Source organism: Immundisolibacter sp., from assembly GCF_014359565.1.
In the GTDB taxonomy this organism is placed as follows: Bacteria; Pseudomonadota; Gammaproteobacteria; order Immundisolibacterales; family Immundisolibacteraceae; genus Immundisolibacter.
The window spans coordinates 582,222-608,352 of the sequence record NZ_JACIZD010000001.1 but is presented as its reverse complement, the minus strand read 5'-3'; the positions used below and the strand labels follow the sequence as shown (position 1 = coordinate 608,352).

At 69.2% G+C, this 26,131-nt stretch carries 22 protein-coding genes and 1 pseudogene; 15 read left to right on the top strand and 8 right to left on the bottom strand.

Going from position 1 to position 26,131, the window contains the following annotated elements:
- The first annotated feature begins 7 nt into the window (after nt 1–7).
- From sdhA to H5U26_RS02910, 6 genes and pseudogenes are all read left to right on the top strand, one after another.
- A complete protein-coding gene (sdhA, locus tag H5U26_RS02935; RefSeq protein ID WP_366055862.1) occupies nt 8–1,813 on the top strand; it encodes a succinate dehydrogenase flavoprotein subunit in 1,806 nt (601 codons plus the stop codon).
- Between the two features lie 112 nt (nt 1,814–1,925).
- A pseudogene (locus H5U26_RS02930) lies at nt 1,926–2,624 on the top strand (succinate dehydrogenase iron-sulfur subunit); the annotation flags it as partial.
- Nucleotides 2,625–2,640: 16 nt separating this feature from the next.
- On the top strand, nt 2,641–3,738 hold the full coding sequence (gene zapE, locus H5U26_RS02925; RefSeq protein WP_290616469.1) for a cell division protein ZapE: 1,098 nt from the start codon (nt 2,641–2,643) through the stop codon (nt 3,736–3,738).
- Nucleotides 3,719–4,495: a class I SAM-dependent methyltransferase gene (locus H5U26_RS02920; RefSeq protein ID WP_290616467.1), complete on the top strand. Its 777-nt coding sequence runs from the start codon at nt 3,719–3,721 to the stop codon at nt 4,493–4,495. The genes zapE and H5U26_RS02920 overlap by 20 nt, the downstream gene beginning before the upstream one ends.
- Before the next feature lie 276 nt (nt 4,496–4,771).
- Complete coding sequence (gene arsB, locus H5U26_RS02915; RefSeq protein WP_290616465.1) at nt 4,772–5,845, top strand: ACR3 family arsenite efflux transporter; 1,074 nt, start codon at nt 4,772–4,774, stop codon at nt 5,843–5,845.
- 66 nt (nt 5,846–5,911) lie between these two features.
- Nucleotides 5,912–6,352, top strand: coding sequence for a CBS domain-containing protein (locus tag H5U26_RS02910; RefSeq protein WP_290616843.1), 441 nt, complete (start codon nt 5,912–5,914; stop codon nt 6,350–6,352).
- 12 nt (nt 6,353–6,364) lie between these two features.
- Here the strand turns inward: H5U26_RS02910 and H5U26_RS02905 are convergent, their stop codons facing one another.
- On the bottom strand, nt 6,365–7,558 hold the full coding sequence (locus H5U26_RS02905; protein WP_290616463.1) for an alkaline phosphatase family protein: 1,194 nt from the start codon (nt 7,556–7,558) through the stop codon (nt 6,365–6,367).
- A gap of 87 nt (nt 7,559–7,645) precedes the next feature.
- Between H5U26_RS02905 and H5U26_RS02900 the strand changes: the two genes are divergently transcribed.
- Nucleotides 7,646–8,815 (top strand): aromatic ring-hydroxylating dioxygenase subunit alpha, encoded by a 1,170-nt coding sequence (locus H5U26_RS02900; RefSeq protein ID WP_290616461.1) that lies wholly within the window; start codon nt 7,646–7,648, stop codon nt 8,813–8,815.
- 2 nt (nt 8,816–8,817) lie between these two features.
- Nucleotides 8,818–9,306 (top strand): aromatic-ring-hydroxylating dioxygenase subunit beta, encoded by a 489-nt coding sequence (locus H5U26_RS02895; protein WP_290616459.1) that lies wholly within the window; start codon nt 8,818–8,820, stop codon nt 9,304–9,306.
- A gap of 21 nt (nt 9,307–9,327) precedes the next feature.
- On the opposite strand, the gene H5U26_RS02890 is transcribed toward H5U26_RS02895, so the two are convergent.
- Nucleotides 9,328–9,981 (bottom strand): Crp/Fnr family transcriptional regulator, encoded by a 654-nt coding sequence (locus tag H5U26_RS02890; RefSeq protein ID WP_290616457.1) that lies wholly within the window; start codon nt 9,979–9,981, stop codon nt 9,328–9,330.
- A 33-nt stretch (nt 9,982–10,014) separates the two neighbouring features.
- On the opposite strand from H5U26_RS02890, the gene H5U26_RS02885 reads away from it, so the two are divergent.
- The 3 genes from H5U26_RS02885 (at nt 10,015) to H5U26_RS02875 (ending at nt 15,772) form a co-directional block, all read left to right on the top strand.
- Nucleotides 10,015–12,111, top strand: coding sequence for an adenylate/guanylate cyclase domain-containing protein (locus H5U26_RS02885; protein ID WP_290616455.1), 2,097 nt, complete (start codon nt 10,015–10,017; stop codon nt 12,109–12,111).
- A gap of 86 nt (nt 12,112–12,197) precedes the next feature.
- Complete coding sequence (locus H5U26_RS02880) at nt 12,198–15,413, top strand: FecR domain-containing protein (protein WP_290616453.1); 3,216 nt, start codon at nt 12,198–12,200, stop codon at nt 15,411–15,413.
- Nucleotides 15,414–15,454: 41 nt separating this feature from the next.
- The gene (locus H5U26_RS02875; protein ID WP_290616451.1) at nt 15,455–15,772 is read left to right on the top strand and encodes a hypothetical protein; all 318 of its coding nucleotides are present in this window, start codon (nt 15,455–15,457) and stop codon (nt 15,770–15,772) included.
- An 85-nt stretch (nt 15,773–15,857) separates the two neighbouring features.
- On the opposite strand, the gene dapB is transcribed toward H5U26_RS02875, so the two are convergent.
- From dapB to hrcA, 5 genes are all read right to left on the bottom strand, one after another.
- Nucleotides 15,858–16,679: a 4-hydroxy-tetrahydrodipicolinate reductase gene (dapB, locus tag H5U26_RS02870; RefSeq protein ID WP_290616449.1), complete on the bottom strand. Its 822-nt coding sequence runs from the start codon at nt 16,677–16,679 to the stop codon at nt 15,858–15,860.
- Between the two features lie 75 nt (nt 16,680–16,754).
- Nucleotides 16,755–17,849: a molecular chaperone DnaJ gene (dnaJ, locus tag H5U26_RS02865; protein ID WP_290616447.1), complete on the bottom strand. Its 1,095-nt coding sequence runs from the start codon at nt 17,847–17,849 to the stop codon at nt 16,755–16,757.
- An 85-nt stretch (nt 17,850–17,934) separates the two neighbouring features.
- Nucleotides 17,935–19,848, bottom strand: coding sequence for a molecular chaperone DnaK (dnaK, locus tag H5U26_RS02860; RefSeq protein WP_290616445.1), 1,914 nt, complete (start codon nt 19,846–19,848; stop codon nt 17,935–17,937).
- Between the two features lie 73 nt (nt 19,849–19,921).
- Nucleotides 19,922–20,464 carry a nucleotide exchange factor GrpE gene (locus tag H5U26_RS02855; protein ID WP_290616443.1) on the bottom strand — a complete coding sequence of 181 codons (543 nt, stop codon included), beginning with the start codon at nt 20,462–20,464 and terminating at the stop codon, nt 19,922–19,924.
- Nucleotides 20,465–20,541: 77 nt separating this feature from the next.
- Nucleotides 20,542–21,624, bottom strand: a complete 1,083-nt coding sequence (gene hrcA / locus H5U26_RS02850) for a heat-inducible transcriptional repressor HrcA (RefSeq protein ID WP_290616441.1) — start codon at nt 21,622–21,624, stop codon at nt 20,542–20,544.
- 52 nt (nt 21,625–21,676) lie between these two features.
- On the opposite strand from hrcA, the gene H5U26_RS02845 reads away from it, so the two are divergent.
- The 3 genes from H5U26_RS02845 to H5U26_RS02835 are packed head-to-tail and all read left to right on the top strand — an operon-like array spanning nt 21,677 to nt 24,840.
- Entirely contained in the window at nt 21,677–22,657 is a 981-nt protein-coding gene (locus tag H5U26_RS02845) for an NAD(+)/NADH kinase (protein ID WP_290616439.1), read from the top strand.
- Nucleotides 22,658–22,659: 2 nt separating this feature from the next.
- The gene (recN, locus tag H5U26_RS02840; protein ID WP_290616437.1) at nt 22,660–24,333 is read left to right on the top strand and encodes a DNA repair protein RecN; all 1,674 of its coding nucleotides are present in this window, start codon (nt 22,660–22,662) and stop codon (nt 24,331–24,333) included.
- A gap of 3 nt (nt 24,334–24,336) precedes the next feature.
- A complete protein-coding gene (locus H5U26_RS02835; protein ID WP_290616435.1) occupies nt 24,337–24,840 on the top strand; it encodes an N-acetyltransferase in 504 nt (167 codons plus the stop codon).
- Between the two features lie 9 nt (nt 24,841–24,849).
- Here the strand turns inward: H5U26_RS02835 and fur are convergent, their stop codons facing one another.
- Complete coding sequence (fur, locus tag H5U26_RS02830) at nt 24,850–25,293, bottom strand: ferric iron uptake transcriptional regulator (protein WP_290616433.1); 444 nt, start codon at nt 25,291–25,293, stop codon at nt 24,850–24,852.
- Nucleotides 25,294–25,461: 168 nt separating this feature from the next.
- On the opposite strand from fur, the gene H5U26_RS02825 reads away from it, so the two are divergent.
- Nucleotides 25,462–26,130 (top strand): outer membrane protein assembly factor BamE, encoded by a 669-nt coding sequence (locus H5U26_RS02825; protein WP_290616431.1) that lies wholly within the window; start codon nt 25,462–25,464, stop codon nt 26,128–26,130.
- The last annotated feature ends 1 nt before the right edge of the window (nt 26,131 follow it).

Sequence of the window (26,131 nt, the reverse complement as noted above, 5' to 3'; positions counted from 1 at the left end):
CCCGGAGATGAACAGCGGAATGACCAGCGATTACACGATCACCGACCACCAGTTCGACGTGGTGGTGGTGGGCGCCGGCGGCGCCGGCCTGCGCGCCACTTTCGGCATGGCGGCCGAGCACATGTCGGTGGCCTGCATCACCAAGGTGTTCCCGACCCGTTCGCACACGGTGGCGGCGCAGGGCGGCATCAATGCCGCGCTGGGCAACATGGTCGAGGACGACTGGCGCGATCACTTCTACGACACGGTCAAGGGCTCGGACTGGCTGGGCGACCAGGACGCCATCCAGTACATGTGCCAGCATGCCATCCCGGCGGTGATCGAGCTGGAAAACGCCGGCATGCCGTTCTCGCGCACCGACGACGGCAAGATCTACCAGCGCCCGTTCGGCGGCCAGTACCAGGCCGACCACAAGACACCGGCCCAGCGCACCTGCGCCGCCGCCGACCGCACCGGCCACGCCATGCTGCACACGCTGTATCAGCAGTCGCTCAAGCACAAGGCGCAGTTTTTCGTCGAGTATTTCGCCGTCGACCTGATGACCGACGACAGCGGCCGGGTTATCGGCGTGGTCGCCTACGACATGGTCGAGGGCCGCCTGCACCGCTTCTTCGCCCGCGCCGTGGTGCTGGCCACCGGCGGCTACGGGCGCGCCTATCAGTCCTGCACCGCGGCGCACATCTGCACCGGCGACGGCATGGCGCTGGCGGCGCGCATCGGCGTGCCGCTGCAGGACATGGAAATGGTGCAGTTCCACCCCACCGGCATCTACCCGGCCGGCTGTCTGATCACCGAAGGCGCGCGCGGCGAAGGCGGCTACCTGACCAACGTCAACGGCGAGCGCTTCATGGAGCGCTACGCGCCCAGCGCCAAGGATCTGGCCTCGCGCGACGTGGTGTCGCGCGCCATGACGGTGGAAATCCTGGAAGGCCGCGGCTGCGGCCCGAAAAAGGACCACATCCTGCTGCACCTGGAACACCTGGGTGCCGACACCCTGCACGAGCGCCTGCCGGGCATCTCCGAGACGGCGCGCATCTTCGCCGGCGTAGACGTGACGCGCGAGCCGATCCCGGTGCTGCCGACCGTGCACTACAACATGGGCGGCATCCCGACCAACTACCACGGCGAGGTCATCAACCAGGATGCCAACGGCAACGACGTGGTGGTGCCGGGGCTGTTTGCCATCGGCGAGGCGGCCTGCGTGTCGGTGCACGGCGCCAACCGCCTGGGCGCCAACAGCCTGCTGGACATCATCGTGTTCGGTCGCGCCGCAGCGCTGCGTCTGAAGGACACCCTGCCGACACTGCCGCAGCCCAAGGTCACGGCAGCGGCCGGCCGCGGCGGCATTGAGCGCTTCGACCGCATGCGCCAGGCCCGGGGCCGCCATGCGCCGGTGGACATCCGCGAGCGCATGCAGCGCACCATGCAGCAGCGCTGCGCGGTGTTCCGCAAGGAAGAAACGCTGCAGGCCGGCGTCAAGGAAATCCGCGAGGCGGCGGCCATGCTGCCCGACATCGGCCTGACCGATCACGGCATGGTGTTCAACACGGACCTGGTCGAGGCGCTGGAGCTGGAGAACCTGCTCACGGTGGCGCTGGCCACCATGGACTGCGCCGCCGAGCGCAAGGAATCGCGCGGCGCCCATGCCCGCGACGACTACCCCGAGCGCGACGACGTGAACTGGATGAAGCACAGTCTGGCCTGGGTGCCGGACGTGGTCAGCGGGCAGGTGCGCCTGGGTTACCGGAGCGTGACCGCCCACACCCTGACCGATGAGGTCGCCCCGATCCCGCCCATGAAACGCGTCTACTGAGCACAGAGGAACGAGCAAGATGGCTGAAAAAGCCCGCGTCGAACGCGACCTGCTGGCCACACCGCCCCGCTCAGAGCCGGCGGCAGTTCCCACCCTGGGGACCACGGTGCAGTTCGAGATCTACCGCTACGATCCAGACTCTGACCAGGCGCCGCGCACGCAGACCTACGAGGTCGATACCGCCGAGTGCGGGCCGATGGTGCTGGACGCCCTGCTGCACATCAAGAATCGCATGGACGGTGGCCTGACGTTCCGCCGCTCCTGCCGCGAGGGCGTGTGCGGCTCCTGCGCCATGAATATCGACGGCGTGAACACGCTGGCCTGTACCAAGGCCACCGCCGACTGCCGCAGCACGCACGTGCGCATCTTTCCGCTGCCGCACCAGGAAGTCATCAAGGATCTGGTGCCGGACCTGACGCACTTCTATGCCCAGTACGCGGCGCTGGAGCCGTGGCTGAAGACCGAAACGCCGCCGCCGTCCGGGCGCGAGCATCGGCAGTCCAAGAAAGACCGCAACCAGCTCGACGGCCATTACGAGTGCATCCTGTGCGCCTGCTGTTCGACATCCTGTCCGTCCTACTGGTGGAACTCGGACCGCTTCTTCGGCCCAGCCACGCTGCTGGCGGCGCACCGCTGGATCATCGACAGCCGTGACGAGTCCACCGGCGAGCGGCTCGACCAGCTCGAGGACCCGTTCCGGCTGTACCGCTGCCACACCATCATGAACTGCACCAGCGCCTGCCCGAAGGGCCTGAACCCGGCCAAGGCCATCGCCGACATCAAGAAGCGGCTGGTGCAGCGCCACCTGTAGGCGCGGCGGCGGCCCCATGTTGCAGGCGGTTCCGACCACGCCGCTGGCCCGCTACCGCTGGGACACCACGCAGCCGGATTTCGTGGCCGATCCGCTGCAAGAGGCCGCCGCCGCCCGGCTCGATGTCCTGTGGCACACGCTAGTCAACCCGCCGCGCCGCGCCTGGCTACCCAGCTTCATCCGCCGCCCCGTCCAACCGCCGCTGTCTGGCGCCTACCTATGGGGTGATGTCGGGCGCGGCAAGAGCTACCTGCTGGACCTGTTCTTCGACTGCGTGCCGGGCGAGCGCAAGCGCCGGCTGCATTTCCACCAGTTCATGCTGGCCGTGCATGAGGAGCGGCGGCGCCTGGGCGACATCGCGGACCCGCTGCCGCGCATCGCGGACGGTTGGGCGAGCCAGGCGCAGGTGCTGTGCTTCGACGAGTTCCAGGTCCATGACATCGCCGATGCCATGCTGCTGGGCGGCCTGCTGCGCGAGCTGCTGGCGCGTGGCGTGTATCTGGTGGTCACCTCCAATCGCCGGCCGGAAGATCTGTACCTGCATGGCCTGCAGCGGGCGCGTTTTCTGCCGACCATCGCGCTGCTCAAGGAGCGGCTCGACGTCATCGAGCTGAACGGACCAGTCGATTACCGGCGCCGCGCCCTGCACGACCTGCGCCGTTACATGAGCCCGCTCGGGGCGGATGCCGAGGCCGGCATGGAAGCGGCCTTCACCCGTCTGGTACCGGAGCACGAAAAATCGGCGCCGCTGAGCGTCAACGGCCGCCCTGTCGCCGTGCGCCGCCGGGGCAGCGATGTGGCCTGGTTCGATTTCGAAGCCCTGTGCCGCACGCCGCGCAGCGCCATGGATTACCTGGAAATCGCCGAGCGCTTCCACACCGTACTGCTGTCGGGCGTGCCGCGGCTGGACGCCGACGAGTACGACGTCGCGCACCGGTTTACCAATCTGGTCGATGTGTTCTACGACCGGGGCGTGAACCTCATCGTGTCCGCCGCGGCGCCGCCGGGCGAGCTATATCGCGGCGAGCGGATGGCGTTCGAGTTCCAGCGCACGGTCAGTCGCCTCATCGAGATGCAGTCCGCAGCCTGGCCCGGTGAGCGGCGGCACAGCTGACGTGCTGCTGGCGGTCGCCGTACTGGCAGCGGCAGATGACGAGCGCCCGGCGCGGCTCGCGGCCGAACACGGGCTGCCACTGGTTGACCGGCAGGAGATCGCGCGGTTGGCGCTGGTGTATGGCCCGACTGGACTTGAGCTGCGTGCACCGGGCCGGCGCCTGACACCATTGCGAGTCGATTTCGACCGGATTGGCACCCACGGTGGCGGGGAACTGCTGCGCGCCACGCGCATGAAAAACCGCCCGGCGCGGCTGCTGGACCTGACGGCCGGTCTTGCCACGGACGCCTGGCGTCTGGCGCGGGCCGGCTTCGACGTGATCGCCTGCGAGCGCCAGCCGGTCATCCATGCGCTGGTGCAGGATGCCCTGCAGCGCGCCCCGCGCCTGCCGCCTCCAGGCAGCCTCAGGCTGGTTCACACCGATGCGCGGGCGATGCTGGGCGCCGCGGACCTCGGGCCGGTGGACGTGATCTATCTTGATCCGATGTTCCCCGGCGAGGGCCGCACCGCCCTGCCCAGGCGCGAGCTGCAACTGCTGCGCGAGCTGACCGGCGACGACGAGGGTGGTGCCCAGTTGCTGGCGCTGGCGCGCACGCGGGCGCGGCGGCGCGTGGTGGTCAAGCGGCCCCTGCACGCGCCGGCCCTGGCAGCCGACGTGGACCTGTGCTTCAAGGGCCGCGCAGTGCGTTTCGACGTGTACCTGAGCGCTGCCAACCCCGCCGAGGCCAGCAGCACCATGGCCGACCAGAACGACTAGCGATCGGCGTCCGGTCGCCGGGGGGCCGCGTCCGGGGCACTTCGCCAGCGGTCCAGACGCTCTGCCCGTTGCTCGGGCGAGAGGGTGCTGGCGCTGCTCATGCGCCACGGTCCTGTTCGGCCAGCGCTGTGCCGCCGGCCAGACCGATGCCCATCACGGTTCTGACGCCGGTCGGGTTGACGCATGCGACAAAAAAACCGACGGCGGCCAGTAGACTCGCGCGTGCCGGCCCGATGATAGGGTCGGCGACCTCATCCCCGCGCTTCGGAGTTTGCGATGAAGACAGTGTGCTCTGCGACGAAGGCTTCGCCGCTGGGTGTATTCGAGCGTTATCTGAGTGTGTGGGTGGCGCTGGCCATGCTGGTCGGCACGCTGCTGGGCAATCTGGCGCCCGCGCCGTTTGCCACCCTGGCGCGGCTGGAATACGCCCACGTGAACCTGCCGGTGGCGGTGCTGATCTGGGCCATGATCTTCCCGATGATGGTCAGCATCGATTTCGCCGCCGTGCGCCGGGTCGGCGACCGCCCGCGCGGCCTCGTCATCACGCTGGTGGTCAACTGGCTGATCAAGCCGTTCACCATGGCCGGCATCGCGCTGCTGTTCTTCGGTCCGATCTGGGGTGAGCGGGTCGGGCCGGAGCTGGCGCAGGCCTATATCGCCGGCATGATCCTGCTGGGCGCCGCGCCGTGCACGGCGATGGTGTTCGTGTGGAGCAACCTGACGCGCGGCGATCCGAATTACACCCTGGTGCAGGTGGCGGTGAACGACCTGATCATGGTGTTCGCCTTTGCGCCCATCGTGGCGCTGCTGCTGGGCGTCACGCAGGTGACCGTGCCGTGGGGCACGCTGCTGCTGTCGGTGTTGCTGTACGTGGTGATACCGCTGGTGGCGGGCAACCTCACGCGCCGGCGGCTGGAGCGCCGCGGTGGCGTGGCGGCGGTGACGGCATTCACCGCGCGCATCAAGCCGCTGACCGTGGTGGCGCTGATCGCCACCGTCGGGCTGCTGTTCGCGTTTCAGGCGCGCACGCTGGTCGAGCGGCCCCTGGACATCGTGCTGATTGCGGTGCCGCTGCTGGTGCAGACGGCGCTTATTTTCGGCATCGCGTACCTGTGGGCGCGTGCCTGGCGGGTGCCGCTGGCGGTGGGCGCCCCGGCGGCGCTGATCGGCACGTCGAATTTCTTCGAGCTGGCGGTGGCGGTGGCAATCAGCCTGTTTGGCCTGCATTCTGGAGCGGCGCTGGCCACGGTGGTCGGCGTGCTGGTGGAGGTGCCGGCCATGCTGGCCCTGGTCGCCCTGGTCAATCGCAGTCGCGACTGGTACCGGCGCGGCGCGCCGGAGGTCGCCTGAAGGCCGTTGCGGCCGTCCTGTGGCATGCTGGCCGAAGCTATTGCACAGGGTTTTGTCGTGAAACGGATGCCCGAAATTCGCCGCATCATGACGCCGTTTCCGCACGCCATCGCGGCCGATGCGCCGGTGTCCGAAGCGCGCGAGTTCCTGAACCGGCACCGGCTGCACCATCTGCCGGTCATGGACGGCGAGCGCCTGGTCGGCATCATCAGCGATCGCGACCTGAAGCTGCTGCTGGGCCTGGATCCGGATTATGCGCAGCGCAGCGGTCTCAAGGTGCGCGATGCGATGGCCACGGATGTGTACGTCGTGGACCTTAATGCGCCGCTGGATCAGGTGCTCGACACGCTGGTGGCGCGGCGCATCGGCTCGGCCCTGGTCACCCGCAAGGGCCGCCTGGCCGGCGTGTTCACGGTCACCGACGCCTGCCGTGAGTTGGCGCGGCTGCTGCGCGAGCAGTGCCCGCCGCCGCCCTTGCCGCCGCCGCCCGGTGACGAGGCAGCCTGAAACAGGCCCGTCTCAGGCCTCGAACACCGCCACAGGCACGTTCAGTTCGGCGGCGCTCAGGCCGCCGTGAACACCAATCGGCATGAAGGGCTTCTCGCCGGGCAGGCGATCGCGCAGGGTCCAGCCGTCGGCCATCGCAACCACCCAGTCGCCGACCCGCTGCGCGAGTGCCGGGTGGTGCTCGCCTGGCCCCAGAAAACCGGCCGCGATGAACTGCGCACCGCTCAGCACCGTGGCCCGATCGCCCAGAAATTCCGCGAGGTCCAGCCCCAGCGTCTCGCGCTGCTCCGGTTTGGCGTGCACGAAGGCCAGGCGCGATTCGCCGGCCAACGGCAGGCGTAATTGCTGCGCCAGGTCCGGGTGATCGTTCAGCAGCAGGCTGCGCTCGGGCGCGGTGTCGATGAAGCCGTGATCGGCCGTCACCAGCAGCAGCGTGTCGCTGCCGGCGATGGCTTTCAGGAACCGCCCCAGCTGAGCCTCGATCTGGCGCAGGTGCTCGCGTGTGCGGCGACTCGCAACCCCGTGCTCGTGCGCCAGGTGATCCAGTTCCGACCAGTAGGCGTGCACGTAGCGGGGCGGGCCGTCGGCACGCACCAGGCGCTCGAGCTGCCCGAACAGGCCACTGAGTGAGCGGTAGCCGTGTACCTGCGCCGGGCCGGCGTGGAAGCGCGAGTAGGCCGAGCCGGCAATGCGCCGGCCGGTGACCACATGGCAGTCCCGCGCCAGGCGGGCGGCCAACGGCGGGCTGCGATAGAGCGTGGCCAGATCCGTTGCCGGAAGGCCCGGCCCGTTGCGCACCCGCGCCAGCAGCGGCAGCACGACCTGGTCGCGCGCCTCGAATGGCGTGAACCAGCCCAGCAGGCCGTGGCTGGCCGGCGCCAGGCCGGTGAAAAAGCTGGTGATGGCGGCCGAGGTGGTGGCCGGACACACGCTGCTCAGACCGCACAGGATGCTGTTTGCAAGCACTCCATCGGGGCTCGCCTGACGCAGGTAATCCAGGCCCAGCCCGTCGATGATCAGCTGCACCACGCTGCGTTTTGCGGCGAGTGCGCCGGACGGCAGTTCGGACAGCGGCGCCGTGCCCGCGCCCGGACCGCCACAGGCCACCTCGATCGATGCCGTCAGGCCGAGGGTGCTGTGGGCATAGTCCGGTGGTATCAGAAGCGGGGTGCCGGCATTGATGCGAGTCGGCCTGACGATGGTCAACGAACGTTCTGGTGTGTTCAAGCGAAGCTGTTATATAAAGCGCAGACGGGCACGCCGAGCCCTGTCAACGATTGCGGAGCACCGATTATGAACGCACCCAGCCGCGACCTGCCGATCCGGGCATGGACCGACCACACGCGCATTCCCTACGCCCTCTACACGGACGAGGCGATTTATCGCCAGGAACTGGAGCGGATCTTCTACGGGCCGTTCTGGCAGCCGGTGGCGTTGGAGGCGGAACTGCCGGCCGTCAATGACTACAAGACCATCGTGGTTGGTGAGACACCGCTGATCGTCACCCGCACCGGCGCCGACGAATTCGCGGTCATGGTCAACGCCTGCGCTCACCGCGGGGTGCAGATCACCACCGACTTCAAGGGCACGGCGACCGACTTCAGCTGTCCGTACCACGCATGGGCTTATGACAACTGCGGCAATCTGCGCAAGGTACCCGGCGAGGAGCGCTTCCCCGAGAACTTCGACAAGCGCCACTACGGCCTGCGCCGGCTGCGCGCGGTGCTGTGGAACCAGGTGGTATGGGCGACCTTCGACGAGGCCACGCCGCCGATCGACGAGTTCTTCGGTGAGGTGGCCGATTCCATCCGCGCCGCGCTCGGCGGCGGCGAGCGCAAACTCAAGCTGCTCGGCTACCAGAAGATCATCTTCAACTGCAACTGGAAGGTATACATGGACAACGACGGCTACCACGCCGGCCTGCTCCATACCGCCTTTCGCATGCTGAACTACCAGGGCGGCACGGCGCCGCTGGTGGCCGACGGCTTCGCCGGGCACTGGGGGGCGCACTACGGCGCCCAGCGCATGGTCGACAACGGTTACCTCGCCGACCCGACGCTGGTGTTCACCGAGGGCGACGAGAAAACCGCTGCCGTCAACTTGCTGCGCCCGGTGACGCAGGTGGTCAAGCACCTGAATGCCATCAATTTTCGCTTCGGCCGCCCGCTCGGGCCGACCAAGACCGAGGTGCATTACACCTATCTCGGCTTTGCCGACGACCCGCCGGAACTGCTGCAGCACCGCATTCGCCAGTCGGCCAACCTGCTGGGCCCGAGCGGCTTCGTGAGCATCGAGGACGGCTCGATGTTCGAGCGGGTGCAAAAGGCCATGGGCGCGCCGGGCGGCGAGATCAACTTCCTGAAGGGCCTCAAGGACAGCCCGGATGGCCACCGCAGCCTGCAGAACGACGAGGCCGGCAACACGCCCTGGTGGGCTTACTACAAGCAGGTGATGGGGCTGTGAGCATGACCGTGATTACCGATCCCGGCCTGCTGGCGCGGGTGGATGCCCTGCAGCAGGCCTATGCGCATGCGCTCGACCGGCGCGACATGCAAGGCTGGCTGGCCTGCTTTGCCGGCACCGGCCGCTACGAACTGACCTCGGCCGAGAACGTGCGGATGGGGCTGCCGGTCGGCATGATGCTGGACGACTGCCACGAGCGCCTGCGCGATCGGGTCAAGTACGTGAACGAGGTCTGGAACTCGGTCGTCGAGCATTACCAGGCGCGGCACCTGCTGTCGCGCGACCTGTGCGCCTGGGGCGACGACGGCGCTATCGCCGCCAGCACCAATTTCTCGGTGTTCTACACGAATTCCGAGGGTAAATCGGCGCTGCTGGCGGTGGGGCATTACGAGGACCTCATCGTCGACGAGGGCGGCGCGCTGCGCTTTGCCTCCAAGCGGGCCGTGATGGATACGGCGGTGCCGCCGCGCTACATCATTTATCCGCTTTGATCTACCGGCCGGCGCGGGCGTTCAAAACCGCGCCGGCAAAGGTTTTTTCAGCACGATCCGCTGCCGGCTGGTCTGGACATAGCCGCCCTTGCGCAGCTCGCGCAGCACCCGTGCCACCATCTCCCGCGAGGCGCCGCAGCGCGCCGCCAGCTCGCGCTGCGGCGGCGGATCGGGGATGAAGCGCTCGCCGTCCCGCTCAACCGCCAGCTCGCCAAACAGCTGCGCCAGGCGCTGATAGACATCGCCCAGCGCGAAGCCGCGCACGGTCTCGGTCAAGCCGCGGATGCGCCGCCCGAGGGTTTCGAGCAGACGCTCGGTCGCTTCCGGATAACGCACCAGGATGCCGCGCAGCAGCGGGCCTGGCACGCTCAGCAGGCGCGAAGGAGCAGTAGCGATGACCGATGCCGAGCGTAGCCCGTCGCCCAGGATGGCCAGCTCGCCGAACCAGCTGCCGGCCTTGAGGGTATTGACCGTCGCTTCCCGGCCGTCGGCGCCGGTGATGAACACCCGCGCCTCGCCCGAGAGCAGGAAATACACTGCCGTGCTGGCCTCGTTCTCGCCGATCAGGAGGTGGCCGGCGGGCGCCGTGCGCACCTGACCAAGTTGCAGCAGGCGTTGCAGGTCGGCATCCGACAGGGGCTGCAGAATGGAAAACTGTGCCAGTTGCGACAACATGGACCGTGCGCTGGCGCCAAAGCGGGAGATGGTGTGAATCGCGCGATTATCTGGCCCGAAGTTGGCGCGACGCAAACCCGCGGCGCAGGGCGCCGCCGCGTATTGCGGCAGGGTCTGTTGTTGGCGACGGCGGCATGGGTGGCCGGGCTTGCGGCCTGGCAACTGCCCGGCGCCGACCGACTGGAGCGTGAATTGACCCTGCCGTGGCTGTTTGCCAGTCGCGGTCCGCTGCCTGAGCCGGCCGAAGCGGTGATCTTCGCCATCGACAGTTCGTCGGCAGCGCGTCTTGGGCTGCCGTCGCGCTTTGCCGACTGGCCGCGGCGTATTTACGCCGAGCTGATCCGGCGCGCAGCCGCGGGCGGGGCCAGCGTGATTGCGATCGACGTGTTCTTCGCCCGGGCACGCCTGGGTGATGGCGATGCGGCGCTGGCCTCCGCCATCGCCGAGGCCGGCAACGTGGTGCTGTTCGGGCAGATGAAGCGCCAGGTGCAGGCCCTGCCCGGTGCCGGAGCCGACGCGCAGTTGCAAATCGACACCCTGCACCGACCGTACAGTGCCTTTGCCGATGCCGCGGCGGCGGTGGCGCCCTTCGTGCTGCCCAAGTCCCCGGCGCGCGTGGATACGGTCTGGGTCCAGCACCCGGCGGCGCCTGGCCTGGCCACGCTGCCGGCCGCCGCGCTGCGGGTGCAGGCCGGCGACATCGATTGTCCAGTCGGCGCAGCGGCAACGCCCGTGCAGCGGGCAGCCTGTGAGCTCGCGCGCGGCCCGCAGGAACGGATGCTCAATTTCTACGGGCCGCCGCGCAGTGTGCGCATCGTGTCGGCGGCCGATGTCTTGGCGGGCGAGGCGCCCGATCTGGCCGGCCGGGCGGTATTCGTCGGCCACGTCGAGCCGTATTTTCCGAACCAGACCGACAGCTTCCTGACCGCCGTCAGCCGCCCCGACGGGCTTGATCTGTCGGGGGTCGAGATTGCCGCGACGGCGTACCTGAATGCGCTGCGGAACGAGTTTCTGGTGCCGGCCTCGCCGCTCGCCGTGACTGCCGGCTTGCTGCTCACCGCGCTGGGGCTGGCCGGCGCGTTCATGCCCTTGCGCCCGCCAGCCGCCGGCGCCCTGGCGCTGGGGCTGGCCGGCGGCGCCGGCATGGCGGTGCTGACTGCCTTCGGTCACCTCCATCTGTGGCTGCCACTGGCGCCCTGGCTGGCGCAGATCGTGGTCGCGCTGCTGGGCGCGCTGGCCCTGCGTGCCCGCCACAGCGGCCGCGAGCGGGCGCAGGTGGCGGCCGAGTTTCGCCACTATCTGCCGGCCCACGTCGTGCGTCAGATCGCGCGAGCCAGCGCCGATGCGCCGGCCCGCCCGGCAGCCACCCAACAACAGGCGGTATGTCTGGTCAGCGACGCTGCTGGCTACGCGACGCTGGCAGAACACCTGCCGCCCGGCCAGCTGCGCGAGCTGATGAACCGCTACTACGCGACCCTGCTGGCGCCCATCAGCGCCCACGGCGGCATGGTGACCGACATCGTGGGTGATTCGGCGCTGGCGCTGTGGCCGATCAAGCGCGCGAACCTCGCGCAGCGGCTGCGGGCATGCCGGGCCGCACTGGACATTCAGGCGGTTTTGACGGCGTTCGAGGTGCCCGGCGGCGGCGGGCTGCCCACCCGCATCGGCCTGCACGTCGGCGAGCTGATGCTCGGTCCGGTCGGTGCGCTCGATCACTTCGAGTACCGCGCCATCGGCGACGCGGTGAACACCGCCAGTCGCATCGAGGGCCTGAACAAGCATCTGGGCACCCGGATACTGGCCAGCGCGGCGACCATCAGCGGGCTGCCGGGAATCGACCATCGGCGCCTCGGGCGCTTCCAGCTGGCCGGCAAGGCGCAGGCCCTCGATATCCATGAGCTGCTGCCCGTACCCAGCGCTGCGCAGGCCGCTGCGCGAGCGCCGTTTGCGGCGGCGCTGGGCGCCTTCCAGGCCGGCGATGCCGTCAGCGCGCGGCGTGACTTTCAGGCGGCGCTGGCGATCGACCCGGGTGACACGGTGGCCGCCTTCTACCTCAAAATCCTGCATGGGCTGCTGCAGGGGCTGGGTGATAAGCTGCCCAAGGACGGCGTGATCGTGGTGCCCAAGTAGCCGGGCTGCGACCGATCGCCGTGACGCGCGGCGGACAGCCCGCCAGCGCTCATCCCACAAGAATAAATTTCAGGGAGATGGCGGTATTGACTGGGAATTTCCGGCGCCCGGCCGCAGCTGCCGGCGTGCTGCTGTACCTGCTGGGTGTGGCGACGGCGCAGGCCTGCGAGCATCAGCTGGCCCGGCTGGCCAGCGCCCACGGCCAGGTCGAGGCGCAGCGGGTGGCACACGCCGACTGGCGCCCGGCAGCCGTCGGCGAGACCTTCTGTGAGGATGTGTCGGTACGCGTCGGCGACGGCGGCAGCGCGGCGCTCGAACTGGCGAACGACACCCTCCTGCGCCTGGGCGGCCTGAGCGCCGTGTCCATTCGCCGGCACCCCAACGCAGCCACGCCGACGGTACGCATCGAGCGCGGCCGCGGGCACTTTCTGAGCCGCACCCGCCAGCGTTTCGATGCCTCGACGCCGTACCTGAATGCCGCCATCGACGGCACGGAGTTCCTGCTCGTTGCGGCGCCCGCAGCCGACGAGCTGGCGCTGTTCGAGGGCCGGGTGACGGTCGAGGGCCGGCAACTGGTGCCCGGCCAGAGCCTGCGTGTGAGCCCCGGCGGCAGTGAGCTGCGCCTGGCAGTCCGCAGCCGCGAGGGCCTGGAGTGGGCGCTCCATTACCCGCCGCTGGCCACGACGGCTGCCCTGCGCGAGGCACAGGCGCGGCTGGCCGCGGGCGATGCCGGGGCCGCGGCGCAACTTGCCGAGACGGCGGCGAGCGAGGCCGGGCCGGCCGAACGGGCGCAGGCGCGGGCCTTGCAGACGGTGATCGCGATTGCCCAGGGCGATACGGCCGCCGCCGACCGGTTCAGTGCCGAGGCGGTCACGCTGGCCGGCGATCAGCCCAATGCCTGGCTGGCACGCTCATATGCCCAGCAGGCGCTGTTCGACCTGCCGGCGGCCCGGCGCTCGGCGGCGCGCGCCGCCGAGTTAGCGAAGGGCGATGAGCTGCCTACCCTGCGCCTGGCCGAACTGGAGCTGGCCAGCGGCAATTACCGGGCAGCGCGCCGCTTGGCGCAGCCGGCCGTGCGCGGACCGCAGGCAGCGCTGGCGCTGCGCACGCTCGGCTTCGCCGATCTGGCAGCCGATGACGCGGCGTCCGCGCAGGCGAGTTTCGAGCAGGCGGCAGCGCTCGATCCGCTGGACCCGCTGTCGCGTCTGGGCCTGGGCCTGGCGCTGATCCGCCAGAACCGGCTGGCCGCCGGACGCCGGCAGATGGAGATCGCGGTCAGTCTCGATCCGGGCCAGTCCCTGCTGCGCAGCTATCTGGCCAAGGCCTACCTGTCGGAGCAGCGCAGCCATCCGGCACAGGCCGAACTGGGCCGCGCCAAGGCCCTCGACCCGGCCGACCCGACGCCGTGGTTCTACGAGGCGCTCGGCCTGCTGGCCGACAACCGGCCGGTCGAGGCCCTGGCCTCGCTCGAAGAATCCGTGAAACGCAATGACAACCGCGCCGTCTACCGCTCGCAGCTGCAGCTGGACGAGGACCTCGCGGCGCGTCAGGCGGGCGCCGGCCGTGTCTACGAGGCTCTCGGTTTCAGCCAGCTGGCGCAGCGGCGCGGCGCGGAATCGCTGGCCGCCGATCCTGCCGATTTTTCCGCCCATCGCCTGCTGGCCGACAGTTATCTGGGCGTGCCCGATCACGAAACCGGCCGCCTGTCGGAGCTCCTGCAGGCCCAGCTGTGGCAGCCACAAAGCGTGCTGCCGCTGCAACCGCAGGCGCGCGCCGAGGATCTGGCCATCCGCCAGGGCGCGGTGTCGCTGCAAAGCGGCCTGAACGAGTACACGCCGCTGTTCGTGCGCGATGGGGTAACGGCGCTGGCAAGCGCCGTCGGCGGCGGCGATGACCTGTTCAGCGACGATCTGATGGCCACCGTGCTGGCCGGGCCGCTGTCGATTTCGGCGGCGCAGTTTCATTACGAAACCGACGGCTTTCGGGACAACGCCGACCAGAAGATCGACCTATACGACCTGTTCGCCCACTGGCGCGTGACGCCGGATACCAGCGTGCAGGTCGAGGCGCGACGCAGCCGCGAGGAGCGCGGCGACATCGGCCTGTACCCGTTCGACGATGTGGCTTCGCCAACGCTGCGCCAGTTCCGGGATCGCGACACCTATCGCCTGGGCCTGCGGCACGACTGGGCGCCCGGCAACAGCACGCTGGTGTCGGTGCAGCGCGAGCGCGTGGATGAGGGGCAGGATTTCGATGTCGACATCGTGCTGCCGGTCGGGCCGATCACGCTCCCGGTCAAAAACCGCGGCGCCACTGAGCCCTTGTTGGCCGAGGCGCAGCAGCTGATCCGCGGTACTGACAGCCGTCTGCTGCTGGGCGGTGGCTATTACCGCGAGAACGGCAACATCGACATCAACGGCCTCGTGCTCGATCAACGCACGCGTTACCACACCGGTTACGCCTACGGCTATCTGGGCGGGCCCGCCGGCATGCGATGGACCTTGGGGCTGGCGGTGGATGCGGTGGACGCAGACGTCATCGACAAGACCCGCATCAGCCCCAAGCTTGGGCTGGTCTGGACGCTCGACGAGCGCACCACGCTGCGGGCCGCGGTACTGCGGTCGGTCGACCGGGCGCTGATCGGCAAGGGCACCATCGAGCCGGTGCAGGTGGCCGGCTTCGTGCAGTTCTTCGACGACGTGATCGGCACGCGCAGCGACCGCTATGCGCTGGGTCTCGACCGGCGGTTGGCCGATGGACTCGACGTCGGCATGGAGGCGACCTGGCGTGATTTGAGGATGCCTTATCTGGATTTTCTGGCCGGTCGGCAACTCAGCGACGCCCATCAGCAACTGCACCGGCTGTACGCGTACTGGGCAGCCGCCCCGCGCTGGGCGCTGCGCGCCGAGTACCTCTACCAGAAGGACAGGTACCGAGAAGATTTCCCGCTGATCGTCGAGTCCGGCAACTGGGGCATCCTTGACCTGCGCACCCACAGCCTGCCGCTGGCGGTGCGCTACAGTCACCCGTCGGGGTGGTTGGCCGATTTCGCTGTCACCGGCTATCGGCAAAGCGGCGATTTCTTGTTCACTACCCGCGGCGAGCGCCGTCACGCGCAGGACAGCTTCTGGCTGAGCGACGCGCGCCTGGCCTACCGCCTGCCGCGTCGATTGGGGCTGGTGAGCGTGGGCGTGCAAAACCTGTTCGATACCCGGGTGCAGTTTCAGGACACCGACCCAAAAAATCCGCAGCTGCAGCCCCGGCGTCAGATCTATGCCAGCGTCAGCCTGATGCTGGACTGACCCGTCAACCCATCAACCCATACCCGAGAGACGACGCGACGATGAAAAAGCGCACTCTGGCAAGTCTCGCTGCGGCGATGTGCCTGGTCGGTGCCGGCCTGTCCGGCTGCGGCAAGGGGGAGCCGCCCGCGGAGCCGAAGGCCAATCCCTTTGCCGGCCTGCCGTTCGTGCTGGTGCCCGACAAGGACGGCAACCTCGAGCCACGGACCGCAGACGGCGCGCCCATCCAGCCCAGCGACTCGCCACCGGAAATCGCCCGGAATCTTCGCAACTTGAGTCCGGGAACGGTGCTCAAGCTCGCAAGCCCATGCGTCATATGGATCTATTTCAACGGCAAGTGGTACCCAGTTCCCTGCTGAGTCCCGCCGCTACTCGCTCGCTTCGCCCGGCCGCCACGCGCTGGCCGTCGATGGGGGGCGGTGGCAAGACCTCCGGCGCCTCAGTTCAGCGCAGCCCGAGCACGTCCTGCATGTCATAAAGCCCGGCCGGACGCCCCTTGAGCCAGCCCGCGGCGCGCAGCGCGCCGCGGGCGAAGGTCAGGCGGCTGCTGGCCTTGTGGGTGATTTCGATCCGCTCGCCGTCACCGGCGAACAACACCGTGTGATCCCCGACGATGTCGCCGCCGCGCACGGTGGCAAAGCCGATGGTGTCGCGCGGCCGGGCGCCGGTCTGGCCTTCGCGTCCGTACACGGCGCATTGGCTCAAATCCCGTCCGAGGGCTTCGGCCACCACCTCGCCCATGCGCAGCGCGGTGCCGGAGGGTGCATCCACCTTGTGCCGGTGGTGGGCCTCGATGATCTCGACGTCGAAATCGTCGCCCAGCACGCGCGCCGCCTGGCGCAGCAGCGCCAGGCACAGGTTCACGCCCACGCTCATGTTGGGTGCAAACACGATCGGCGTGCGGGCGGCTGCCGCCGTCAGTTCGGCTTTCTGCGCCGCATCGAGGCCAGTGGTACCGATCACCATGGCCCGCCCGCTGGCCGCGCAGGCGGCGGCGTGGGCCAGTGTGGCGGCCGGGCCGGTGAAGTCGATCAGCACGTCGAAGGGAACTGCGGCGAGGGCCTCGTCGGCGGCGATGACCACGCCGTTGGCCGGCAGGCCAGCCAGCACGCCGGCGTCCAGGCCCAGCGCGCTGCTGCCGGCATGTTCGAAGGCGGCGGCCAGCTGCAGCTGCGGCTGCTCGGCGCAGGCGGCGATCAGCGTGCGGCCCATGCGCCCGGCGGCGCCGGCGATGGCGATGCGCAGTGGCGTGTTGGCGTCGGTCATGCAGGAACCTCGGGTATGTCGGGCGGCGCCGCCGCGCGGGCCTGGCGCGATTCGGGCGGGATTATTCGAGCCGATCTATTCGAAAAAGCGTTTCACCCGATCCAGCCAGGATTGTTCGCGCGGCCGGTGGCGCTCGCCCATGGTTTCGCCCAGTTCGCGCAGTAGGCGTTCCTGCCGATCGTCCAGATTGACCGGTGTCTCCACGGTGACGCGCACCATCAGGTCGCCCACCTCGCGCCCGCGCACCGACGGCATGCCCTTGCCACGCAGGCGAAACACCCGCCCGGTCTGGGTGCCGGCGGGCACGGTCAGGTTGAGCCGCCCTTCCAGGCTGGGCACCTCCAGCTCGCCCCCGAGCGCTGCCGTCACCACGCTGATCGGCACCTCGGTATACAGGTCGCCACCGTCGCGCTCGAACAGCGGGTGCGGACGCAGGTGGATGTCGACGTAAAGGTCCCCCGGCGGGCCACCGCGACGGCCGCCCTCACCCTCGCCGGCCAGGCGGATGCGGTCGCCGGTGTCGACACCGGGCGGAATCTTGACTTCGAGCTTCTTGGACTTTTGCACGCGTCCGGCACCACGGCAGTCGGTGCACGGGTCGCTGATCACCTGGCCAGCGCCACGGCAGGTGGGGCAGGTCTGCTGCAGCGAGAAAAAGCCCTGCTGGATGCGCACTTGGCCATGTCCGCCGCAGGTCTTGCAATTGACCGGCGCGGTGCCCGGCCGGGCGCCGCTGCCGTTGCAGGTCTCGCAGGTGCTCAGCACCGGGATGTCGAGCGTGGAGACGGTGCCGCGGAAGGCGTCCTCGAGGCTGATTTCGAGCTCATAACGCAGGTCGGCACCCCGCCCCGCCCCGCCCCGCCCGCCGCGACCGCCGCCGCCACCGAAGATGTCGGCAAACACGTCGCCGAAGATGTCGCCGAACCCGCCGCCGCCCGCCTGCGGGTCGATGCCGGCGGGGCCGAAGCGGTCGTAGGCGGCACGCTTCTGCGGGTCGGACAGCACCTCGTAGGCGGCCTGCACCTGCTTGAAGCGCTCCTCGGCCTCGGCATCACCCTGATTGCGGTCCGGGTGGTACTTCATCGCCAGGCGTCGGTAGGCCTTCTTGATTTCGCCCTCGTGCGCGGTCTGCGCCACGCCGAGCACTTCGTAGAGGTCCTGTGAGGCCATGACTGAGGGTTGTTGCTATCGGTCCAGATGAACAAAAACCCCGGACCGGGCAAGCCGGTCCGGGGTATGGCGGCTGTGGCCGCGCTTACTTGTCGTCGTGCACTTCCTTGAACTCGGCATCGACTACGTCGTCGCCGGCCCGGCCGCCGGCTGCCGCGCCGGCCGGCGGCTCACTCTGGTCGCCGCCGCCGTACATCTTCTCGGCCAGGCCATGCGAGGCGGCGGTCAGCGCGGCTGTCGCGGCCTCGATGGCAGCCTGGTCGTCGCCCTTGGCGGCTTCCTCGGTGGCCTTGATGGCTTCCTCGACGCGGGCCTTCTCGTCACTGCCCAGCTTGTCGCCCAGGTCGGCAAGAGTCTTTCGCACCTGATGCACCAGGTTGTCGGCCTGGTTGCGGGCGTGCACCAGCGCGGCGGCCTTGTGGTCTTCCTCGGCGTGCAGCTCGGCGTCGCGGATCATGCGCTGCACCTCCTCGTCGGACAGGCCGCTGGAGGCCTTGATGACGATCTTCTGCTCCTTGCCGGTGGCCTTGTCCTTGGCCGACACGTGCAGGATGCCGTTGGCGTCGATGTCGAAGGTGACCTCGATCTGCGGCATGCCACGCGGCGCCGGCGGGATGTCGGTCAGGTCGAACTTGCCCAGCGACTTGTTGCCGGCCGCCATTTCGCGCTCACCCTGCAGCACGTGCACGGTGACCGCGGTCTGGTTGTCGTCGGCGGTCGAGAAAGTCTGCGCGGCGCGGGTCGGGATGGTGGTGTTCTTCTCGATCAGCTTGGTCATGACGCCGCCCAGGGTCTCGATGCCCAGCGACAGCGGCGTCACGTCCAGCAACAGCACGTCCTTGACCTCGCCGGCCAGCACCGCGGCCTGAATGGCGGCGCCCACGGCGACGGCTTCGTCCGGGTTCACGTCCTTGCGCGGCTCCTTGCCGAAGAAATCCTTGACCGCCTCCTGCACCTTGGGCATGCGCGTCTGGCCGCCGACCAGGATCACCTCGTCGATCTGGCTGGCCGACAGACCGGCGTCCTTGAGCGCGATCCGGCACGGCTCGAGCGTGCGCGTGATCAGGTCCTCGACCAGGGATTCGAGCTTGGCGCGGGTCAGCTTGATGTTCAGGTGCTTCGGACCGCTGGCGTCGGCGGTGATGTAGGGCAGATTGATCTCGGTCTGCTGCGCGGAGGACAGCTCGATCTTGGCCTTCTCGGCGCCTTCCTTGAGGCGTTGCAGGGCCAGCGGGTCGTTGCGCAGGTCGACGCCGCTGTCCTTCTTGAAGGTGTCGGCCAGGTAGTTCATCAGGCGCATGTCGAAGTCTTCGCCACCCAGGAAGGTGTCGCCGTTGGTGGCCAGCACCTCGAACTGGTGCTCGCCGTCGACTTCGGCGATCTCGATGATGGAGATGTCGAAGGTGCCGCCGCCCAGGTCATACACGGCCACCTTCTGGTCGCCGCGCTTCTTGTCCAGGCCGTAGGCCAGCGCGGCCGCGGTCGGCTCGTTGATGATGCGCTTGACGTCCAGCCCGGCGATGCGGCCGGCATCCTTGGTGGCCTGGCGCTGGGAGTCGTTGAAATAGGCCGGCACGGTGATGACGGCTTCGGTGACCGGCTCGCCCAGGTAATCCTCGGCGGTCTTTTTCATCTTCTGCAGCACGCGGGCGGAGATCTCCGGCGGCGCCATCTTCTTGCCGTCGACCTCCACCCAGGCGTCGTTGTTGTCGGCCTTGATGATCTTGTACGGCACCATGCCGATGTCTTTCTTGACCACCGGGTCGTCGAAGCGGCGGCCGATCAGGCGCTTGATCGCGTACAGCGTGTTGTGCGGATTGGTGACTGCCTGGCGCTTGGCCGACTGGCCGACCAGCACCTCGCCGTCCTTGGTGAAGGCAATGATGGACGGGGTGGTGCGGTCACCCTCGGAATTTTCGATCACGCGCGGCTTGCCGCCTTCCATGACCGCCACGCAGGAATTGGTGGTGCCAAGGTCGATGCCGATGATTCTGGCCATGTGCAGGGTCTCCGTGAACGGGGGATTGGGCGTTGTCGGTCAGGTGGTGTCGCCAGCGCCCGGTTTCAAGCGTCTATTTCGAAACTATGACCATGGCCGGACGCACCAGCCGGTCGTGCAGGCGATAGCCGGTCTGCACCACGTGCACGACGTGGTTGGGCGGCAGCTCGGCAGAGTCGGCCAGGCTCAGGGCCTGGTGCAGCTCGGGATTGAACGGTTCGCCCTGCGGGTGGACCTCGCTCAGGCCGGCCTTGGTCAGCACCTTGTCGAGGATGCCCAGCGTCATGCGCGTGCCTTCGAGGATCTTGTCGAGCGCCACAGCGGGGTCGATACCTTGCGCCTCGGCGGCCTTGAGACCCTCCTGCAGGCTGTCCCGGACCGGCAGCAGTTCAGCCACCAGGGTCTCCACGCCATAGCGGACGGCGTTCTGCAGCTCGCGCTCGTAGCGCCGCCGCAGGTTTTCCATGTCGGCATGGGCGCGCAGCATCTGGTCGCGCGCGCTGTCGGCGCGGGCCTGCGCCTGCTCCAGGGTTTCCGGCGGCGGGGCGGTGGTGGCGTCGGTTTGCGGCTCGGCCGCCGGCTCATCGGCCACCGGCGGATCGGTCGGGTCGGTCATGGGCAAACTCTCGAAAAAAGGTGCGATTGGGGCCAGCGGGCCCATCCTCATCGGCCCTGCATTCAGGACGTGTGCGCTCAGCTGGGGGCGGGCAGACGCCGATTCAAGGCCGCGCCCAGCAGGCGGGCGGTCACATCCACCACCGACACCACCCGCTCGTAGGGCATGCGCGACGGACCGATGACGCCCAGCGCGCCGACGACCTGGCCATCGACCTCGTAAGGCGCGGTCACCAGGCTGTAATCGCCCAGGAACTGGTAGCCCGACTCGGCGCCCAGGAAAATCTGCACGCCCTGTCCGTGCAGGCATTCGTCGAGCACGTGCAGCAGCTCGCGTTTCTCGCCAAAGGCGCGAAACAGCGCCTGCAGCTTGCCAAGATCCGGTGCCGGGTCGGCGCCGACCAGCAAGTTCGACTCGCCGCGAATCAGGTAGTCGCCGGCGACATCGCCGCCGGCCGGTGGCGGCACCAGTCGCTCGGCCAGGTCGAGCATGGTTTCCATGAACGCGCCGACCGCCGCCTGCGCCCGTTGCAGCTCCTTCAGGATGGCGCCGCGCATCTGCGCCAGGGTCTGGCCGGCGTGGTGCTCGGTCAGGTAGTTGGCTGCCTGCGTCAGGGCTGCCTCGCTGTAGCTGCGCGGCTGGCGGACCACCCAGTTGTGCACGTCACCGTCGTCGGTGACCAGGATCACCAGCAGCCGGCCGTCCGACAGGCTGACGAAATCCACCTGCCGCAGGCGTGCCACGTCACGCCGCGGCAACAACACCACGCCGGCCTGCTGGCTCAGATCCGCCAGCAGCCGGCCGGCCGTCTCCACCAGCCCGCCGGGGTCGGTGCTGGCGCCCAGCTGCTGGCGCAGCATGCCTTCTTCGGTGTCGTCGATGGGCGTGGCGCGCAACAGGGTGTCGACAAACATCCGCAGGCCCTTGGCCGTCGGGATGCGCCCGGCCGAGGTGTGCGGCGCGGCGATCAGGCCCAGCCGCTCCAGGTCGGCCATGACGTTGCGCAGCGTGGCAGGGCTCAGACCCAGATCCAGATCGCGTGCCAAGGTCTTGGATCCAACCGGCCGGCCGTCGGCGACGTAATGCTCCACCAGCCCCTTGAGCAGCCTCAGGGCACGGTCGTTCAGCTCGTCGGAGGTAGTGCTTCTGGGCGCGGGCACGGCGAACTCGGGTTTGCCGACTGGATACGCGGTCTGGCCATACTATAAACAAATGACCGAACGCTCCGGCCGCCCGCCCCCGAATCTGTCGCCCGACCCGGCCGCTGACGCGCCGGCGGCGCGTGCTAGAGTCGCGCGCGCCCCGCTCGCCGCCCGTGCCACCATGCCGCTCGCTTTTCGCCAGCCCGCCCTGCTGTGGCACCGTGACGATGCCGTCGTCAGTGGCCTGGCCGATCGCCTGCGCGCGGCATTGCCGCAGCTGGGCTGCCGGGTCGGCGGTGCGCAGGTGCGGCCCGACTCGGACGCCGCCGCCGATGCGCGGGTTCGCGGCCGCCTGGCGGCCGAAGGCACAGATCTTGGCATCGTGCTGGGCGGCGACGGCACCCTGCTGGCCGCGGCGCGCATCCTGGCGGCACTCGACATTCCGCTGCTGTGCGTGAACCTGGGCCGTCTGGGCTTTCTGGCGGACATCTCGCCGGCCGAAACCTTCGACGTGCTGCCGAGCATCCTGCGCGGCGAATTCTTTGCCGAGGAACGCCTGCTGCTGGAGGTTCAAATCCACCGCAGCGGGCAGGTGCTGGGCACCGGCATTGCCCTGAACGAGGTGGCCCTGCACAAGTGGGACAGCCTCAAGATGATCGAATTCGAGACCCGCGCCGGCGGCCGGCTGCTGAACCGCCAGCGCGCCGACGGCCTGATCGTGGCCACGCCGACCGGTTCGACCGCGTACGCGCTGTCGGCCGGCGGGCCGATCCTGTATCCGGACCTGCTGGCGCTGGTGGTGGTGCCGATCTGCCAGCACACGATGGCCATCCGGCCGATGGTGCTGGGTGCCCAGCAAGCAATCGAAATCGAATTGACCAACGACAGCTGGTCCCGGGCGCGGGTGGTCTGCGACGGCCAGCAAAGCCTGCCGCTGGAAATCGGCGACCGGGTGCTGATCCGCGCCCGCGAGCGCCCGCTGCGCCTGATCCATCCGGCCGGCTACGACTATTTCGAGCTGCTGCGCACCAAAATGCACTGGGGAGGCTGAGGGTGCTGGTCGGACTGCGCATCGAAAATTTCGCCATCGTCGAGGCGGCCGAGCTCGAGTTCGAAACCGGCCTCACCGCGCTGACCGGCGAGACCGGCGCCGGCAAATCGCTGGTGGTGGACGCGCTGCTGCTGGCCCTGGGCGAACGCGCGGGCGCCGATTCGATCCGGGTCGGCGCCGAGCAGGCCGAGGTGACGGCCGTGTTCGACGTCGCAGGGGTACCCGCCGCGCTAACCTGGCTGGATGCCAACGACCTGGCCGACGGCAGTGACTGCATCCTGCGCCGCACCGTGCGCGCCGACGGCCGCTCGCGGTCTTACGTCAATGGCCGCCCGGTGGCGGCCGGCCTGCTGCGCGAGCTCGGGCAGTTGCTGGTAGACATCCACGGCCAGCACGCCTATCAGGCCCTGCTGCGACCGGCCGCGCAGCGGGCGCTGCTGGACCGCTACGCCGGCGCCGGGCCGCTGCTGGATACCGTCGCCGATACCCACGCCCGCTGGCAGGCGGCCAGCCGCGCACTGGACGAAGCAGAGGCGAGCGCCGCCGGCCGCGCGCAGCGCCTGGAGCAGCTCGCTTACCAGCTGGACGAACTGGACGCGCTGGCGCTGGGCGCCGACGAGTGGCCACAGATCGATGCCGAGCTGCGCCGTGCCGGGCACGCCCAGACGCTGGTCGAAGGCGGTGGCGCCGCGCTGCGCGCCCTGGACGACGATGGCGCCGGCGCCTACGGCCAGATGGCGCAGGCAGCCGGCCAGTTGCAGCGTCTGGCAGGCTTCGATGAGCGCCTTGCCGGTGTCGTCGGATTGCTCGACGGCGCGCTGGCGCAGCTGTCCGAGGCCGTATCGGCGCTGCGCCATTACCTGGAAAAACTGGACCTCGATCCGGCCCGTTTGCGCTGGCTGGAAGACCGCGTTGCCGCCGCCATGACGCTGGCGCGCAAGCATCAGGTGGCCCCGGCCGAGCTGGCCGTGCTGCACGGCGCCCTGCGCGATGAACGGGCGGCGCTGGAAGAGGCCGGCCTGCCCCGCGCGGCGCTGGAGCAGGCACAGCGCGCCGCCTTCGCGAACTATGAGACAGCCGCGGCCGCCTTGACGGCTGCCCGCCGCGCCGCCGCCGCGCGCCTGGCCGGCGAGGTCAGCGAGTGCATCGGTGGCCTTGGCATGCCCGGCGCGCGTTTCGAGGTTGCGCTGCTGCCGCTCGAGGATGGCAACGCCAGTGCGGCCGGCGCCGAGCGTGTGGAATTTCGCATCCTGGCCAATGCCGGCGACACCTGGCGGCCGCTGGCGCGGGTCGCCTCCGGTGGCGAGCTGTCGCGGATCAGCTTGGCCGTTCAGGCCGCCACCCTCGCGCAGGGCGAAATCCCGACCCTGATCTTCGACGAGGTGGACGTGGGCATCGGCGGCGCGGTGGCCGAAACCGTCGGCCGATTGCTGCGCAGCTTGGGCGCCAAGCGGCAGGTGCTGTGCATCACCCACCTGCCGCAGGTGGCCGCGCAGGCGCACCACCACCTGCGCGTGAGCAAGCAGGCAGGCGAAGCGCGCACGGCCACGGCGGTCGAGCGCCTGCCGGCCGGCGCGCGGGTGGACGAAATCGCGCGCATGCTGGGCGGCCTGAACATCACCGAGCGCACGCGCGCCCACGCGGCCGAAATGCTGAACGCTGCGCAGCAGTCCTGAGCCATGTCCGATCGCGAATTTTCCGTGCGCCCGGCCCGGCTGGCCGATGTGCCGGCCATACACGCCCTGCTGCGCGCGCAGGCCGCAGCCGGCAACCTGCTGCCGCGCACGCAGGAAAACCTGGTGCGACACGTGCGTGACTTCATCGTCGCCGAACGGGATGGCGCCCTGGCCGGCGTTGGGGCACTGGAAATCATGGGCCCGGACCTGGGCGAGGTGCGCAGCCTGGCGGTGGCGCCGGCCTTTCACCGCCAGGGTATCGGCGAGCAGCTGACACGGGCGCTGATGGCGCAGGCCAGAGCAGTGGGCCTGAAGCGCCTGATGGCGCTGACCTACGTGCCGGGCTTCTTCGCCCGCCTGGGCTTCGAGGTGGTCAGCAAGGACGACCTGCCGGAGAAGGTCTGGCAGGTGTGCGTGAAATGCTACAAATTCAACCGCTGCGACGAGATCGCAGTGATGCTGCGCCTGGATGCGCCGGCCGGTGCCAAGGTTTCGGCCGGCGGGTGACGAAGCCGGTCAGCGACCGCGCTCGGCCGCCTCGCGCTGGCAGGCGTCACAGACGCCGTGGATGTACAGACTGTGGTCGGTCACCTTGAAGCCGCGTTCCGCCGCGATGCGCTGCTGGGCGGCCTCGATGGCATCGTCCCGAAACTCCAGCACCGCGCCGCAGCGCTCGCACACCAGGTGGTCGTGGTGGCAGGGGCCGACGCCGGTACCCAGCTCGAACACCGACCGTTCGCTCTCGAAGTGATGGCGCACCACCATGCCGGCCTGCTCGAACTGCGTCAGCACGCGGTAGATGGTGGCCAGGCCCACTTCCTCGTCGGTGCCCAGCAGGGCGCGGTACACGTCCTCGGCGGTGACATGCCGCTGGTCGCTGGTCTCCAGAAACTCCAGGATGCGCAGGCGCGGCGTGGTGACCTTCAGGCCGGCCTTGCGCAGGACATTGCTGTTGGCCATGGGTATTCTCGGGAAAGCTGCGGGGGCAAGGCACGGGCGCAAGCCGCAAACGCATGCGGGCCGGGCGCCGAACATCCCTGCCGGGGCCTGGCGGCATTGTAAACTAGCCTTCGTCCTGTCTTCCCGGCCTGTCCGCCGGGCATGCCGCCCCGCCCGGAACTCATCCCGATGCAACGTCTACTGCCGGCTGTGGCCCTTGCGCTCTTGCTGACCGGTTGCGCCGGTCGCCAGCCGGATGCCGCCGATGCGCGGCCGCTGATTCCGGCGCTGGCGCCCTATCGCATGGACATTCGCCAGGGCAACGTGGTCGATGCGGCCATGCTGGCGCGCCTGCAGCCGGGCATGGACCGCGAGCGCGTGCGCGCCCTGCTGGGTACGCCACAGTTGCGCGACCCGTTCCGGCCCGAGCGCTGGGACTACACCTACACCGAGCGCAAGGGCTATGAGATGCGCGCGCAGCGCACCGTGACGCTGCTGTTCGAGGGCGACCGCCTGGCGCGTGTGGAAGGCGACGTGCTGCCGGTTGCCGGGGCGCGTGAAAAGAATCTGCTGACCGCCAGCACGCGCACCACGGTCGACGTGCCGGCGCAGGCCGAGCAGTCCGGTAGCCGCCTGGCGCGCCTGATCGGCGGCGTCGGTTCGGAAGACGGGAAAAAACCCGGCCGCCGCGATCTGGCCCGTTTCGTCGAGACCGAGGAAGCCCGTCAGTACGAAACCGTCGAAGGCACAGCCGAGGCCACCGCCACCATCCCGTCTGCGCCGTCTAGCGACCCGCAGGACGGGGCCGGTGATGAGCCGGGCTTGTTCGATGGTCTGCTCGGCCAGGATGGGCGCTGAT

Bases quoted from the DNA above. Each gene is read 5' to 3' on its own strand.
- sdhA (WP_366055862.1), top strand. From the start codon at position 8: ATGAACAGCGGAATGACCAGCGATTACACGATCACCGACCACCAGTTC.
- zapE (WP_290616469.1), top strand. From the start codon at position 2,641: ATGTTGCAGGCGGTTCCGACCACGCCGCTGGCCCGCTACCGCTGGGAC.
- arsB (WP_290616465.1), top strand. From the start codon at position 4,772: ATGAAGACAGTGTGCTCTGCGACGAAGGCTTCGCCGCTGGGTGTATTC.
- H5U26_RS02910 (WP_290616843.1), top strand. From the start codon at position 5,912: ATGCCCGAAATTCGCCGCATCATGACGCCGTTTCCGCACGCCATCGCG.
- H5U26_RS02900 (WP_290616461.1), top strand. From the start codon at position 7,646: ATGAACGCACCCAGCCGCGACCTGCCGATCCGGGCATGGACCGACCAC.
- H5U26_RS02895 (WP_290616459.1), top strand. From the start codon at position 8,818: ATGACCGTGATTACCGATCCCGGCCTGCTGGCGCGGGTGGATGCCCTG.
- H5U26_RS02890 (WP_290616457.1), bottom strand. From the start codon at position 9,981: ATGTTGTCGCAACTGGCACAGTTTTCCATTCTGCAGCCCCTGTCGGAT.
- H5U26_RS02875 (WP_290616451.1), top strand. From the start codon at position 15,455: ATGAAAAAGCGCACTCTGGCAAGTCTCGCTGCGGCGATGTGCCTGGTC.
- dapB (WP_290616449.1), bottom strand. From the start codon at position 16,679: ATGACCGACGCCAACACGCCACTGCGCATCGCCATCGCCGGCGCCGCC.
- dnaJ (WP_290616447.1), bottom strand. From the start codon at position 17,849: ATGGCCTCACAGGACCTCTACGAAGTGCTCGGCGTGGCGCAGACCGCG.
- dnaK (WP_290616445.1), bottom strand. From the start codon at position 19,848: ATGGCCAGAATCATCGGCATCGACCTTGGCACCACCAATTCCTGCGTG.
- H5U26_RS02855 (WP_290616443.1), bottom strand. From the start codon at position 20,464: ATGACCGACCCGACCGATCCGCCGGTGGCCGATGAGCCGGCGGCCGAG.
- H5U26_RS02845 (WP_290616439.1), top strand. From the start codon at position 21,677: ATGACCGAACGCTCCGGCCGCCCGCCCCCGAATCTGTCGCCCGACCCG.
- H5U26_RS02835 (WP_290616435.1), top strand. From the start codon at position 24,337: ATGTCCGATCGCGAATTTTCCGTGCGCCCGGCCCGGCTGGCCGATGTG.
- fur (WP_290616433.1), bottom strand. From the start codon at position 25,293: ATGGCCAACAGCAATGTCCTGCGCAAGGCCGGCCTGAAGGTCACCACG.
- H5U26_RS02825 (WP_290616431.1), top strand. From the start codon at position 25,462: ATGCAACGTCTACTGCCGGCTGTGGCCCTTGCGCTCTTGCTGACCGGT.